Source organism: Sphingomonas sp. TREG-RG-20F-R18-01 (assembly GCF_022662475.1).
Lineage (GTDB): Bacteria > Pseudomonadota > Alphaproteobacteria > Sphingomonadales > Sphingomonadaceae > Sphingomonas.
This window is the reverse complement of sequence record NZ_JAKNQQ010000009.1, coordinates 14,362-28,020: the sequence shown is the minus strand read 5'-3', so window position 1 is coordinate 28,020 and position 13,659 is coordinate 14,362. Positions and strand designations below refer to the sequence as shown.

The 13,659-nt window shown below is 61.6% G+C and carries 13 protein-coding genes; 2 read left to right on the top strand and 11 right to left on the bottom strand.

Annotated features, from left to right (window positions below):
- From L8K25_RS18430 to L8K25_RS18400, 7 genes are all read right to left on the bottom strand, one after another.
- A complete protein-coding gene (locus tag L8K25_RS18430) occupies positions 1 to 2,874 on the bottom strand; it encodes a TonB-dependent receptor (RefSeq protein WP_242140463.1) in 2,874 nt (957 codons plus the stop codon).
- A 48-nt stretch (positions 2,875 to 2,922) separates the two neighbouring features.
- Positions 2,923 to 4,353 carry an MmgE/PrpD family protein gene (locus L8K25_RS18425; RefSeq protein WP_242140462.1) on the bottom strand — a complete coding sequence of 477 codons (1,431 nt, stop codon included), beginning with the start codon at positions 4,351 to 4,353 and terminating at the stop codon, positions 2,923 to 2,925.
- Positions 4,354 to 4,416: 63 nt separating this feature from the next.
- Positions 4,417 to 5,073 (bottom strand): NAD(P)-binding domain-containing protein, encoded by a 657-nt coding sequence (locus L8K25_RS18420; protein ID WP_242140461.1) that lies wholly within the window; start codon positions 5,071 to 5,073, stop codon positions 4,417 to 4,419.
- 13 nt (positions 5,074 to 5,086) lie between these two features.
- Positions 5,087 to 6,694: an AMP-binding protein gene (locus L8K25_RS18415; protein ID WP_242140460.1), complete on the bottom strand. Its 1,608-nt coding sequence runs from the start codon at positions 6,692 to 6,694 to the stop codon at positions 5,087 to 5,089.
- 19 nt (positions 6,695 to 6,713) lie between these two features.
- Positions 6,714 to 7,661, bottom strand: coding sequence for a hypothetical protein (locus L8K25_RS18410; RefSeq protein WP_242140459.1), 948 nt, complete (start codon positions 7,659 to 7,661; stop codon positions 6,714 to 6,716).
- Entirely contained in the window at positions 7,658 to 8,689 is a 1,032-nt protein-coding gene (locus L8K25_RS18405) for an LLM class flavin-dependent oxidoreductase (protein ID WP_242140458.1), read from the bottom strand. The genes L8K25_RS18410 and L8K25_RS18405 overlap by 4 nt, the downstream gene beginning before the upstream one ends.
- 95 nt (positions 8,690 to 8,784) lie before the next feature.
- Positions 8,785 to 9,228: a MarR family transcriptional regulator gene (locus tag L8K25_RS18400; protein ID WP_242140457.1), complete on the bottom strand. Its 444-nt coding sequence runs from the start codon at positions 9,226 to 9,228 to the stop codon at positions 8,785 to 8,787.
- A 550-nt stretch (positions 9,229 to 9,778) separates the two neighbouring features.
- Between L8K25_RS18400 and L8K25_RS18395 the strand changes: the two genes are divergently transcribed.
- Positions 9,779 to 10,450 (top strand): DJ-1/PfpI family protein, encoded by a 672-nt coding sequence (locus L8K25_RS18395; protein WP_242140456.1) that lies wholly within the window; start codon positions 9,779 to 9,781, stop codon positions 10,448 to 10,450.
- A gap of 42 nt (positions 10,451 to 10,492) precedes the next feature.
- Here the strand turns inward: L8K25_RS18395 and L8K25_RS18390 are convergent, their stop codons facing one another.
- From L8K25_RS18390 to L8K25_RS22745, 4 genes are all read right to left on the bottom strand, one after another.
- Positions 10,493 to 11,422 (bottom strand): alpha/beta hydrolase, encoded by a 930-nt coding sequence (locus L8K25_RS18390; RefSeq protein ID WP_242140455.1) that lies wholly within the window; start codon positions 11,420 to 11,422, stop codon positions 10,493 to 10,495.
- Positions 11,423 to 11,583: 161 nt separating this feature from the next.
- A complete protein-coding gene (locus L8K25_RS18385) occupies positions 11,584 to 12,000 on the bottom strand; it encodes a CopD family protein (RefSeq protein WP_242140454.1) in 417 nt (138 codons plus the stop codon).
- Entirely contained in the window at positions 11,997 to 12,329 is a 333-nt protein-coding gene (locus tag L8K25_RS18380; protein ID WP_242140453.1) for a DUF3817 domain-containing protein, read from the bottom strand. Before L8K25_RS18380 ends, L8K25_RS18385 begins: the two co-directional genes overlap by 4 nt.
- Positions 12,326 to 12,448: a hypothetical protein gene (locus L8K25_RS22745; RefSeq protein ID WP_277923713.1), complete on the bottom strand. Its 123-nt coding sequence runs from the start codon at positions 12,446 to 12,448 to the stop codon at positions 12,326 to 12,328. Before L8K25_RS22745 ends, L8K25_RS18380 begins: the two co-directional genes overlap by 4 nt.
- 158 nt (positions 12,449 to 12,606) lie before the next feature.
- Here L8K25_RS22745 and L8K25_RS18375 point away from each other — a divergent pair, with 158 nt between their 5' ends.
- The gene (locus tag L8K25_RS18375; protein ID WP_242140452.1) at positions 12,607 to 13,608 is read left to right on the top strand and encodes a helix-turn-helix domain-containing protein; all 1,002 of its coding nucleotides are present in this window, start codon (positions 12,607 to 12,609) and stop codon (positions 13,606 to 13,608) included.
- Positions 13,609 to 13,659 lie beyond the last annotated feature (51 nt).

Here is a 13,659-nt window from a genome sequence, read left to right as displayed (position 1 = left end):
TCAGAACCGCTTCCTGAGCGTGACGCCATAGGTGCGAGGTTCCGCGAGGAACGCGCCAAACAACTGCGTCGTAGTCTGCCCTGACGCGAGCTGTGCCATCGAGGTGTTCGAGCCTTGGAGCGTCGCGTTGAAGATGAACTGGCTGTAGTCGGTGTTGAGCAAATTTTGTGCCCACGCCTCCAGACTCCAACTACTGTTGTTGGCACCAATTCCGACGCGAGCATTGATGACCATTACGCCTGTCTGGCGCTTCTCGGCGAACAGGTCGGACCCGGTGTTAAGGGCCGACGTGTAGCGATAATCGACATACGCGAGTGCTCGAAGACTACCAATTGGGGGAGTCCACTGCACCGACCCAGTCACGACGTACAAGGAGGAAAGCGACAACCGTGAACCCGGCAACAACGATAAAGCGGGCGGCAGCGAATTGTTGCCGGACGGGTCGGGAGTATTAATAAGATCGGCACGGTATTTAGTATCTGCCAACGTGAACCCTTGCGAGAAGGTAACGTCACGAACCAGGTAGACGGAAGCTTCCAATTCGACACCTTTGGAAGTGATTCCCGATCTCGGGTTGGCGCAAGGCGAATTCCCCGCGATCTGGTCGCTGTCAGTGGACCCAAGGCTATCCTTGCAACCTTGAATACTGCCGACAATGAACGACGTTCCGTTAAAGGTATTGAGCTGAAAGCTCTTGAACCGCTCGTAGAACAGCGCCGCGTTGAAGGTGAAGCTCCGGCCGCGGTATTTCCCACCGACCTCGAATGCGTCGACCTTCTCCGGCTCGAACTGCAGCGGTCCCAGGTTTGCTGTAGGCAGGTTGAGGCGCGTGGCGGGATTGAACAACGGAGCGCGGTCGAGATTGAATCCGCCCGCTTTATAGCCCCTCGATATGCTTGCGTAGGTCAGAAGCCGGTCTGTCGGTTTGTAGCTGATGATCGCAGTCCCGGTCCATTCGCTCTCACGACGCTTGCCCGAAAAGTTGCCGTTCACTCCGTTGATGACGCACGGCAGCGCGGCGAGCGGCGCGAGCACCTGGTTCGCTAGTCCGCTCGCAATTCCCGATGCGGTGCCGAGTTGGCCCGAGCCGGCGAGCGCCTGTAGGCGCGCGATATTTGCGTTGTACGTACCGCACTGCGAATCTGCCGACAGCGTGGTGTCGAGAGACTTGCGATCCCAGGTGTGCCGGGCACCGAGCGTCAACGACAACTTGTCTGTCACATGAAAAATGTTATGCGTGAACAGCGCGAAGTTGTTGTCCTCCTGGCGGTATTGATCCGCTAAGCCTCGTCCGGACGATGGCGTGTTCATCACCTGTCCCGCGATCGCGCCAACCAGTGCCGCGCGCGTTGCGGCCGGGGTACCGGCCGGAAGTTGCGCATTCACGAACCCCTGTGCGAACCCGTTCAGGTTCGTGAATCCGGTCGCGGCGAACAATTGGCTCAGTGCGGGAGACGACGCGCCGAGTCCGCTGGCACCTAGCAGCGTAGAGTAACGATCGTAGTCCTGCCCGAAATGGAGATTGTCGTTATAGGAAAGCTTCTCATTCGCGTAATAGCCGCCGACTAGCCAGTTGAGCTTGCTATCAAACAGCGTACCCTGCGCCCGCAGTTCCTGCGAGAAGGTGTGGAACCGTGCGAAACGCCCGCCGTCCCCAGCTCGATAGAGCAAGTCCAGGTTGTTAAAGTCGGAATCCTGGCCACTCGTGTACTTGTTGTACCGGTACGCCGTGATCGATGTGATGGAGGTCCTGCCAAGCTTCCAGTCGATCTGACCGGAACCACCCCAGTCCTTAACGTCAGATCGCAGATTACGACCCGGCGTGATCGCCACCTGCCGCGCATAGGTGTCATCCAGGATTTGCCCATTACCCGCGCCAGGGACCGAGGAGACGAAGCTTCGCTCCAACGCGGCGACGCTCGACGGCGAGATTACGTAGCTGCCGTCTGCTGCCCGCGTGACATTCCTGGTAGGCAGGAATGTCGCAGAGCAGCACTCCTCCTTCTGCCGGGTATAATCGCCGATCAGCAGGACCGAGAGATTGCTGGTCGGTTCGTAGCGCAGTTTGCCGCGAATGAGGTAGCGGTCACGATTATTGACCCGTCGCCCCGAGATGACGTCCTGCAAAAATCCGTCACGCTTCTGATACACACCATCCAGGCGGAAATCGACGCCCGTGCTGCCAATGGGCCCGGTAATTCCGCCTGCGAGACGGTAGAAATTGTAATTGCCGTAGGTACCTTCTGCATAGCCGCCCAACTGGTCCTTGGGATTGGCGGTGGTGATGCTGAGCAGGCCGGCAGAGGCGTTGCGGCCGAACAGCGTGCCTTGTGGTCCGCGAAGCACCTCGACGCGCTCGACCGGCCCGAGTTCGGAAAGCGCTGTACCGGCGCGACTGCGATACACGCCATCAATGAACGTCGGAACCGAAGCTTCCAGACCGATGTTCTCGCCCACCGTGCCGACGCCCCGAATGCGCGCTCCGCCTGCTCCCGCTTCGGAGGATGGCGAGGAAACGAGCAGCGACGGTGCAACCTGACTGAGCTGGCGAATATCGGTCGCGCCCGTGTTGCGAAGCGTTTCCGGGGAGATCGCAGAGACCGCGATCGGCACGCTTGACAGCCGCTCGCTGCGACGTGTGGCGGTTACGATGATGTCACCGGTCTGCGATGCTTCAAGCGCCATAGGGGGACCCGGTGCTTCGCTATTTTGCTCGGCGACGGGCGTTCCCGCGCCGGCCTGGCGGGTTAGCGGATCAACCGCGCCGGCTTGTACCGGGGCATTCCCCGCCGAAGCCGTGGGTGTCGTCTGTGCGACGGCGGTTCCGGAGCACAGAGCCACGACCGCCGTAGCCATACCTGTCAAACGCTTCATGTCATTCTCTCCCTTTTGTGGACGGTTTGAACGAACCGTTCCCTTTGTTTATCGTTGTTGGTTGTTCGACCTCGTCTCGGCGAAAAGCTCAAATAACGGCGTGCATGTGTCGGACGCCCAAAGTGCATGAATGTGTTCAACAACACGGTTCGCATCGGTCAGTGACAGGAAAGGTGGGGCCTGGCGGCGGAAGCGTTCTTCCACAGCTTCATCCGATAGCCAGGGAACGTCATCCACCGATGCGACAATAGTTTCGCCCTCGCGCAGCCAAACCTCAACGCAAGCCGGCTGCATTAATTTTTGCAGATACGCCTGATATTCCGGCACGACTTCGATCCGGGTGCGCGCGATCAGTTCCAGCAGTTGGGGATCTTCGAAGCAGGCATACGTAGCCTCGTCCACCCGCCCGTAGAGCAGGGCGGAAGCGACGCCATATTGGAGGCTCATCTTGCTTTGCTGCACTTGGGTAAATGGCCCGGTGTTGTCACACCCAGGATAGCTGCGGGCCTGCGCAAACGTCCTGATCACGATCTCTTGAATCTCATGCTGCCGGCCGGCGATCTCGCGGGCCGCCTTTAATGCTGCTGCCAGCGGAGACTGGATGAGATTGCAGCCGGCAAAGGGCTTATGGCGAGTTTTCAGGATGGCATAGCCGTTCGACAGGCTAGATATAAACGCCTGCGTCCCGGCTTCGCCCGCGCCATAAGCGGCGAACACGCCGTTTCGCCCCTCAAGTACGGAAGCAGATGCACGCAGACCACAGCGTGCGAGGTCGAACGCCGCGACACCGTTCCGCGCGGCCATGCCCGCGTGGGTGTAGATTTCCTGACCGCCGGCCCAAGGCCACTCGTTGACCCCGGCAGCTGCATTGGCGGCGAAGCCAAGTGCGTTGGCGGCGGTCTCTTCGTCGAGATCGACGCCGGCAATGCCAGCGGCGGCGGCCCCAAATGGCCCATTGATCCCAGATGGGCGGAAATGATCGTTACCGCCTCCCGTTCGGATAGCGACACCCAATCGCGTCGCCATCTCATAGCCGCCCACGATCGCCCGAAGGAGTGCGCGACCGGACCAACCATCACGCTCGGCCAGTGCCAGTGCCGCTGGGATTACGGGAACACCGATGTGGCTGGCGCTCATCACGTGCATGTCATCGGAAATAAGGCTGTGACCAAGCGTCGCATTGCCAAACGCAGCGATCTCTGCTGGCACGGCAACGGGCGAGCCCCATTGGTGAGCTTGCCCCGCGCCGGCCCGGCCGGCTACATATTGGAGGACGGCGGGCGCCCATGGCGTAGATAATCCACCGATGCAGGCAGCGAAGAAATCGAGGAGGCATGTTGTCGCGGCGTCCAGCACATTGCTGGGAAGTTCGACAACGGCGATCTCATGCAGGCGTCGCGCCGCTAACCGGGTCGCACTGTCACCGTCCGCCTCTGCGTAGGTAGGATTTTCCAATCTCTCCTGAACAATATTTGTCATGCCAGTTCTTCCCTCGCTTCAAGCAGCCACGCTGCCCGTTCGGCCGATGGTTCAGGTTGTCTTTCAGTCGCGCCAAGCTCCTTCGGCCTGCTGCACGGCACCGGCCTCCATTAGCTTGTCCTCCAGCCCGGCTCGGTCGAGCCGCACGCAATAGGCCGGCCGTGCCCGTTCGAAGCGCCAGCCTTCGCCAAGCGTGCCTGCATCGACCACATCGTAGCCAAGGCTGTCGAACAGCGTTGCCACGACCAATTTCGCGTCTGAGTCATTACCTGCGATTGGCAGGGCGCGCCGGTCTGACGCTCCTGTCGGGCGAGCGTCCTTCTCGATGTCGCGTTCCAGAATCGCGTTCCATGCCTTGACCACCTTGGCGCCTGCGAAGTGCCGCTGAACGATCTCGCTGGTGGTGGCGAAGCCGTCGTCGAGTTCGGGCACGGGCTCGTCGCGTCCGGGATAGTAGTTACAGGCATCCATCACGATCTTGCCCACAAACACCGCGGGATCGAGGTCGGCGACCGCGTAGAATGGGATGGCGAGCAACACGACGTCGCCGAATGCGACTGCATCCGCCACCTTGCCGATTCCGGCCCGCACCGAGATCGCCGTGCTAGTCAGCGTCCGCGGCCCGCGTGAGTTGCTGAGCATGACCTGATGGCCGTGTTCGACCGCGAGCTTGGCGACGGCGCGACCAATGAAGCCTGCGCCGACCGATCCAATTTTCATCGAAGGTCCTTTCTTAGACATTGCGCTGAATTTCGATGCCTGCGGCGACATGGTCGAACGTGTCATCCGTCAGCCCTTGGGCACGCAGGTCGTTCTTCTGGACCTTGCCGGTCGGCGTTCGTGGCAACACGGCAACGGCGCGGTAATAGCGCGGCACCATGAAACGCGGCATCTTCGCAGCGCAGTGCGCGACGAGAGCAGGCCAGTCGATTTCCACTCCGCGGGTCTCTATCACCGCCAAAACCTCGTCCTCGCCGACGTCGGATCGTACAGCGACAGCGGCGGTCTCGGCGATGCCGGGAAAGCCCGTCACCACTCCCTCCAGTTCCATCGACGAGATGTTTTCGCCGCGGCGACGCAGCCGATCGGAGGTGCGATCGTAAAACCAGAAGAAGCCGTCCTCATCCTCGGTCGCCATGTCGCCGGTGTGCCACCACAAGCCGCGCATCCCCTCCAGCGTCTTCTCGGGCTCGCGGAAATATTCCTTCATCATGATGTTCGGGACGCGTGGCCGATAGACCAGCTCGCCGACTTGGCCAGCCGCGCAGCGATGGCCTTCGGCGTTGTGCACCTCGATGATCGAGCTGGGTGTCGCCTTGCCCATCGCGCCGATCTTGCGGCCCTCTACAGGATTGTAGATGCAATTTTTAATTTCGGTTGAGCCGTATCCCTCGATCAGATGCACGCCAAAGCGTCGCTCAAAGCGATAGAGGATATCGGCAGGCGCGGGCGCGGCGAAGATGCGTGTAACTTTGTGGTCACGGTCCTTGTCTGAGGGCGGCTGCGCCAGCACCATGTGAAGCATGGAGCCGAGCGCGCTAGACTGAGTGGCACCGCTTGCCCGGATTTCGTCCCACCAGCCCGACGCGCTGAACCCGCGCGAGAGAATGATCGTCGACCCGGCGTACAGCGCTGCGACGCCAGTAGTCACCTGCGCCATGCCGTGAAACAATGGCATGCAGGTGTATAGCCGGTCGGCAGGCCTGAGCCGGAACGCCGCTGCCGCTTCCTTACCCATCATCAGCCCCATCAGGTTAGGGGAGACGACGCCTTTGCTGCGCCCGGTAGTACCTGAAGTGAAGCTTATCGCGCCCGTGTCACCGGGGCCGCGCGTTGGAAAGACCGTGTCTGGGTCGCCCGCTGCCAGAAACTCGTCCCAACCGACGACTTCGACTCCCGCGGGCCGTCGATCGGGCACACCGTCGATAAAGACGATGGTTTTCAGCGTCGATGGAAAGGTTTCGACGGTCATGAGCGCTTCGCCCAGGCGACGCTCCGTCACCAGAACCGCGGCTTCCGCGCGCTCGATGGGAGCAACCAGGAACGCGGCCTTGAAACCGGTGTTCACCGACGTACCAATCAAACCCGCTCGACCAATACCCCAGCTTGTGAACAGATACTCCGGGCGGTTGGTGAGGAAAGTGGCGGCGACTTGATCTGGCTGCAGCCCGAGGGCAATAAAGCCCGCCGCAACGCGACTGGTCGCGGCGTCGATGTCGCCGTAGGAATAATCTGTACCCTCGAAGACGAGGGCGACATTGCCCGGCGCCTGACCCGCGCGCGCCGCGATGAGCCCGCTGAGCGTACCACCGCCAAAATCGCGAAGTTCGGTCTCGTTCATGTTTCCTCTCCCCGGCCGGCTAACTACCGGTCCATTCAAAGCTACGGCCCTCAGCCTGCCGCTGCGTGTCATCGCTATTTCTCGGCACCGCGCCCGACTTGCGCACGAAGCCCATCGCCGCCCCACCGAGCACGCGGTTGAGCCAGTTTGCCGCCTCAATAAGGGATTGCAGATCGACGTCCGTCGCGACGCCCATCCGTTCGAGCACCTGCACTGCATCTTCGGTGCAGGTACCACCGACCAGCGCGCCGGGTGAGGCTGGGTGTGCGCCCGAGCCCCCTAGAGCGGTATCGATGTTGAGGACGCCGATGCGAGCGGCTTCCACGACGTTGGCCACCCCCATTCCTCGGCTGTCGTGGACCTGAAGGTTCAATCGCTCGATCGGCGTCAACCCGGTCGCGTACTTCACCATTTCGGTGATCTGGGGCGGAGCTGCGTAGCCGCAGGAATCGGCGAGGATCCAATCACGGATATCCAGCCCGATCAGTCGCCGAGCAACCGCATGGACGTCACCCGGGCCCCGCGGCATTCCAACCGGCCCGCCGAAAGTAGCGATCAGGTAGGTGCCAAGCTTCGTGCCTGATCCTTCGGCGACTTCGCGCATACGAGCGAGCTCAGCCAGCGAGTCCTCGATGGTCCGTCCCGTGTTCAGGATTGAAAACTGCTCATCGGCTGCGAGCAGGAACCATGCGGCGTGGGCTCCGGCGTCGATTGCCTGCCGCAACCCCCGCTCGTTCGCCACACAGCATTCCAAGCTGACGCCCGCTGGACGTTTGACACGCGCAAAGACGTCAGCGGCGTCGGCGAGGCCTGGCACCAGCTTTGGATTGACGAATGACGACACCTCTACAGCGCGAACACCCGCATCGGTCAGCCGGTCGACCAACTCAACCTTCTGGTCCGTCGTCGCGGGAAAGGCTTGGAAAGCGAGCCGCGGCGCGATGTCGCGAATGCGGACGGCATTCACAATTCGCGCTTCACGCGAGCCGCGAACTCCTCGATCGACGGGTCCCAGAACCCGTCTTCGCCAGTTGTGAGCAGGAACGCGGAAATGCCGAGGTCGCGGTAGCGCCGCAGCGCCTCGAACACGCGATCGGGCGTGCCGACAAGCGCGGCCGAATTAGCGAACCCGCCAAGCAGCTTGACCAGCCCCGTCCAGAACATCCCGTCATCATGCGTGTCTGCTTGCGTGGTCGCGAGCTGGCGCTCGCGGCCAACCGACGTGTCGGTCGCGGCCGAGCGCAGAAAGCGGCTCGACCCTTGCGCGTCGATCACGACCTGCTCGACGCGACGCGCTTCGGCCCAGGCCGCCTCGTCAGTGTCACCAAGGAATAGCCGTAACGAGAGCGAGAACTCCAGTTCGCGACCGTATTTTTCCTTGGCGATGCGTTTAACGCGCTCAATGCGTTCCTGCGTACCCGCCAGAGGCTCACCCCAAAGCATGTAGGTGTCGGCGTGCTTGGCGCCAAAATCGACCGCTTCGTCGCTCTCGCCGCCCATGTAGATCGGCACGTGGCCGTCCATGGGTTTCATCAGCACACGGACGCCCTCCGCTTTTGCGTACGGGGTATCCCAGTCGAACGGTGCCTCGTCCGACCATGCCCTCTTCATAAATTCGACGTAGTCGGTCGCACGGGCGTAGCGCTCTGGCTTAGGCGTGTAGTCGCCCTCGCGCGCAATGTCCTTGTCGGACGAGCCGCTGACGATGTTTAGCGCTAGGCGGTTGCCACCCGACAGGAAATCAAGGGATCCAAAAGCGCGTGCTGCATGGGCCGGGTGCATAACGCCGGGACGGTGCGCGACGATCATGCCCAGGCGCTCGGTTACGCTGGCAATCATCGATGCCGTAATCATATTTTGGGGCCAAAGCGCCGAATAGCCGATAAGGACCATGTCGATCGCCTCCGACGCTTCCCATTCGGCGGCGCGACGCTTGAGAGCTTCCTGCGTCGGGATGCCGGGCGCAAACGGATTGCCGGTGGTGAAGATCTTCATGATCGCTCCTCTCCTGGCCGGCGTCCGCACCGCTATGCGGAGTCTCTAACCGGAAGAGGCATCATTATCCTACGTGTACGTAGAGTGCAACAGGATTACCTCACGTCCACCAGTTCGGCGACACTCTGGAGCCAAGCAACGATCACCTTTGCGTCGTCTGAGGGCGTCAGCTCGCGCAAAGTAAGGGAGAGCTTGTCGACGTCAGGCTGCGTCTCCGCGACCAGAGCTGCCCCCTCCGGCGTAACCAGGAGCTGAACTGCCCGTCGGTCGGTTGGGTGCCGACTCCGCGTTACCAAGCCACGCTTCTCCAACCGGCGAACCATCGCCGAAATTGTGTTCTGGTCTGATTCGAGTTGGGTCGTCAGCTCCACCTGAGTCAGGCCTTCGTCGTCGCGGATTAGCAGCAGCGCCAGGAATTGCTGATTGGTCAGACCATGCGGCTCGATCAGCGCGGCGCTTAGCCGGTCGATGCGCAGCAGACTGCGGCGAAGCAGCCGTAAATAGGTGCGACCAAGATCAAGCCGCTGGTCGGAGGTCATACTATTCCTTCGAATCGCCATATAAGGGGGTGCTCTATATGCGATTCCGCTATGCAATTTTAGTGTTGGCGCCGCACGACGCCGATGCATGCGCAATCGGGTCCGCATATACGCTGCCCCGCTTCCCGATGGGGGGCAAGTCGGGTGTCGGCGCCGCCTTATGCACGGTTATTTCCAGTTTGCCGGAGCGATCGCGCGCGCGTGAGGTCCGGCACTGCTGCTGGAATCCTTGTCATCGTTTCCGAATACCGTCCTTGGCAGGATTCGAATGTTTATTGTCGTTCGCGCCACTCACTAATCATTTTAGCGCAAGCTAGAAGTAGCGGCTGTCCAGTAACCATATCCGCCTGCCAATCGATTAAAGTCGAGGCATTTTTGCGGCGGATTCATTCGAAACCGTGTCAACGGCGGAACGTCAAACGTCGCCGGAGCCAGCAAAAGGGTGGCTGTTGTTTACCTCTTCGTACGGTCTAAAAAGGAAAAAAACATGCCGAGTGCGACAAATCAAGCTACGCCATCCATACCCGGCGTTCAGCCGCTTGAGGTAGTCATGCTGATCTATCCCGGCATGACCATGTTGGACGTCATAGGTCCGCAGAATGTCCTCGGTCTCGCCGGTCGCACGCACTTAATCTGGAAATCGCTGGACCCAGTGGTGTCCGACACGGGCGTATCACTCAATCCTAGCGGTACGTTCGCGACATGCCCACGCGACGTGGACGTCCTGTTTGTGCCAGGCGCCACCAATAACAACGCGCTGATGCAGGATGAGGAAACTCTCGCCTTCCTGCGCGAATTTGAGGCCAGCGCCCGCTACATAACCTCGGTCTGCACCGGCTCGCTCCTCCTAGGGGCCGCCGGGCTGTTGAAGGGTTACAGCTCGACTTGTCACTGGGCCTATATGGACATCCTGCGCGACCTGGGGATCGAGGCAAGTAATGAGCGCGTGCATCGTGATCGCAATAGGTTCTCCGGTGGTGGCGTCACGGCTGGAATCGACTTCGGGCTAACCCTGCTGTCAGAACTGCGCGGCGAGGAGTTGGCCAGGACAATCCAGCTCGGTCTCCAGTATAGCCCGGAGCCTCCGTTCGTTTCAGGCCTGCCGCATGAGGCCGGGCCGGAGATTACACGGAACATGCTGGGGCTGATTCACGGCGTCATCGAAGAAGGCCGTGAGATCGCCCGCAACGTGTCCCGGCGGAATGGTTCCCAGTCTGGCTGACGATACCCGTCCCTCATGCGAGCGACCGGTTAAGCCTTCAATTTAAGGGCTTAGAAACGCCCGAAGCGCCTCCAGCAACGCTTCGGGCTTTTCCTCTGCGGGATAGTGACCGCATCCCTCGATGATGACGGAAGTAACGTCGTCCGCGACCGTGCGCATCTCCTGCTCGACCATGCCGCCGCAGGCTAAAGCGCCTGCGAAGGTGAGCACCGGCACGCGGATACGCGCGTCGCCACGCTTGCGGTACTGCGGGATTGATGCGTCGATCGCGCGGTAATAGTCGAAGCTCGCCTTCAGCGCGCCAGGTACGCGCCGCAGCGTCTCGATGTAGAAGTCACGCGCATAGGCCGGAACCCCGTCCGGAGAGCCCGCTTTGGTAGCGAACTGATAGCCGAAATAGATATCCTCACGCCCCTCGACGAGCCGTTCGTTCACCCCGAGAGCGCGGTTGAAATTAAAGTGCCACAGGAAATCGCTTGTCTGCCTGTCGTCGCTGAGCAGCGGCGGTGAAGGCGAAAGACCGGGGATGATCGCCTCGCCGAGCGCGACGCGCGTGATGCGTTCCGGACGTGCTGCCGCCATGACAAAGCCGACCCACATGCCGATGTCGTAGCCGACCATCGCGAAGCGCTGGTGGCCGAGCGCGTTCATGAGGGCGAACATGTCGTCCGCCAAAGTTTCTGCGTCGTACCCGTCGGCAGGCTTGTCGGAAAGGCCGACGCCGCGCGGGTCGACCGCGATCACGGTGAAACGCTCGCTCAGCGGAAGCATCAGGTATCGCCAGGAGAACCAGTTCTGCGGCCATCCGCCCAGCAGCAGCAGCGGCGGTCCCTCGCCCCCCACCACCGCGTGCAGGCTTAGCGCCCCTGCGCGGACGCGCAGGCTGCGGAACACACCCCTGAACCCCTCGGGCAGCTTCGGAACCCCATCGACCGATCCGAAACCGGTCGCTTCCGGGAACTGTTTAGTCATCGTCTTGTCTCCAATTACGCAGTGCGTTTCGTTACGAACAATCGGCAGAACTGCACCGGGGCATGGATGCCGCCCATTGCAAAGCGACGAACGCCGTCACTGCCGTGGCGTTGATTTGAGCCGGGCGGCGCGGTTCACGACGCCTCGGCTACCGCGCTCCCTCAGAAAGGCTTGGCTACCGCCATCAGGGCGATAACGAGGAGGCAGGCCAGCACGATGGGTGCCGTTCGCAGAGGCCGTACGGCCGATCCTGTTGCCAGTCGCCGCAGCCGCCCCGACTGCACTCCGTGCAGCCCGGACAGAAGCAGCACGAAGGCGAACTTAACTTGCAGCCAGGTCTCGGTAAACCAGTGGCCGGATGTCGCCAGGATCAGCCCAAGCGTCCAGACGAGCAGCATCGCTGGCGTGGTCACCGCCCGGTCCCAGCGGCGCACCCCGCGCGCGAACGGAGCTGCAATCGCAGGGTCCGCCGGCAGCGCTGCCAACAGCACCGAAACCGCCAGCACGCCTCCGACGAAGGTCAAGGCGGCGGCGACATGGATCGCCTTCAGCCACAGATAGGCCGTGCCCGGGATCATGCGAGCGAGGCCGCTCTGCGCGCCAGGAAACCTAAGTTAAGGAATCCGCCGAAGGGCACGATGGCGCCCACCATAAGTCGAGCGATTTCGTTCCGGCTCCAACCGCTGCCCGAAACGGTTTGGATGGCCGTCCACACATAGACCAGAAAGGCCACGCCGTGGACTGGACCCATGACGTGCACCGCACTTTTAACACCGACCATATGTTTTAGCGGCACCGCCACGCACAGCAGCAGCAGAAGCGTTGTCGCCTCAACAAAGGAGATAACTTCAAGTCGGCGCAGCTGGTGCAACTCTTCTCGGCACGTCGCTTCGTTGGCCGTCCTCACGCGGCGATCAGTTCAACACGCCCTGTCTGGGCGATCTCGCGCGAGCGTTGTCCCACGCAAACCACGAGCGTGATCAGCTCGGCCTTTTTTTGGAAGGAAATCATTTGCGGGTTATTCACGCTGAAAGCCTCTTATTGTCCCAACTCTGCTACAACCTGCGCGTTGTTTCGGTGAGTGGCACGAACGACAAAATGCGATCGTTTCCTGCCGGCTGCCAGAAAGCTCGTGACGCCTAAACAAGCTTGGTGCATCGAAGTCGTCTCACGCAGGAGCTGCCTTGCATACCGTTGCCGTCCTTGCCTTAGATGGCGTCGTTTCGTTTGAACTCGGCATTGCCTGCGAGGTGTTCGGCCGCGTCAGGACGGCCGAGGACGCGCCGGCTTATCTCGTCGAAGCCTGTAGCGAGCGCCCCCGGGTCAGAACTGGAGGATACGACGTCCTTGTCCCAAACAGACTTGACCGACTTGCGCTTGCGGACACCGTGATCGTGGCCGGCGTGGAGGATGCGTCCGTTCCTGTTTCGCCCAAGGTGCTAAATGCGATTCATGCCGCCTGGGCGAATGGCGCCCGTATTGCTTCGATCTGCACCGGAGCCTTCGTGCTCGCCGAAACTGGACTGCTCGACGGCCGACGCGCAACCACACATTGGCGCGCAGCGGCGGACTTCGCACGCCGTTTTCCCATGGTGCTGCTCGACCCCGCGGTTCTATTCGTCGACGAGGGGCGCATCGTTACGTCAGCCGGGGCGATGGCTGGCGTCGACATGTGTCTTCACCTAGTCTCCCGCGATCATGGCAGCGCAATCGCCCGCCATGCTTCGCGCCTGGCGGTCGCGCCGCTGCACCGCGATGGAGGGCAGGCGCAGTTCATTCGCCACGATCCACCCAAGTCGGACGACAGCCTCGCTTCGACCCTCGACTGGGCGCTCGCACACCTTGACCTCCCGCTCAGCGTGGAGAGGCTAGCCGCTCGTGCTGCAATGGCTCCGCGAACCTTTGCGCGTCGCTTCGCCGAGCAGACCGGCACGACCCCACATCAATGGCTATTGCGGGCGCGAATCCAGCAGGCGCAGGAACTTCTGGAAACAACGACCCTGAATGTCGACGTCGTTGCGGCCTCGACCGGCTTCGGGGCCGCCGTCACGTTCCGGCCGCGGTTTCAGCGCGCCGTCGGTGTCAGCCCGCAAACCTATCGAAGGCGCTTCCAGGGTGACGCTCCAAGGGCGAGCGCACTGGCTCATCTATCGCTGAGTGCAGCGACGGGATCCGTACGTTCATGATTACGGGACGCATCACGCCCACCATCGGATCGAGAGCGCATTTCCGGCGTA

Excerpts from the sequence above, each read along its gene's own strand:
- L8K25_RS18395 (WP_242140456.1), top strand. The coding sequence starts at position 9,779 with ATGCTGATCTATCCCGGCATGACCATGTTGGACGTCATAGGTCCGCAG.
- L8K25_RS18415 (WP_242140460.1), bottom strand. The coding sequence starts at position 6,694 with ATGAACGAGACCGAACTTCGCGATTTTGGCGGTGGTACGCTCAGCGGG.
- L8K25_RS18425 (WP_242140462.1), bottom strand. The coding sequence starts at position 4,353 with ATGACAAATATTGTTCAGGAGAGATTGGAAAATCCTACCTACGCAGAG.
- L8K25_RS18430 (WP_242140463.1), bottom strand. The coding sequence starts at position 2,874 with ATGAAGCGTTTGACAGGTATGGCTACGGCGGTCGTGGCTCTGTGCTCC.
- L8K25_RS18385 (WP_242140454.1), bottom strand. The coding sequence starts at position 12,000 with ATGATCCCGGGCACGGCCTATCTGTGGCTGAAGGCGATCCATGTCGCC.
- L8K25_RS18405 (WP_242140458.1), bottom strand. The coding sequence starts at position 8,689 with ATGAAGATCTTCACCACCGGCAATCCGTTTGCGCCCGGCATCCCGACG.
- L8K25_RS18420 (WP_242140461.1), bottom strand. The coding sequence starts at position 5,073 with ATGAAAATTGGATCGGTCGGCGCAGGCTTCATTGGTCGCGCCGTCGCC.
- L8K25_RS18390 (WP_242140455.1), bottom strand. The coding sequence starts at position 11,422 with ATGACTAAACAGTTCCCGGAAGCGACCGGTTTCGGATCGGTCGATGGG.
- L8K25_RS18400 (WP_242140457.1), bottom strand. The coding sequence starts at position 9,228 with ATGACCTCCGACCAGCGGCTTGATCTTGGTCGCACCTATTTACGGCTG.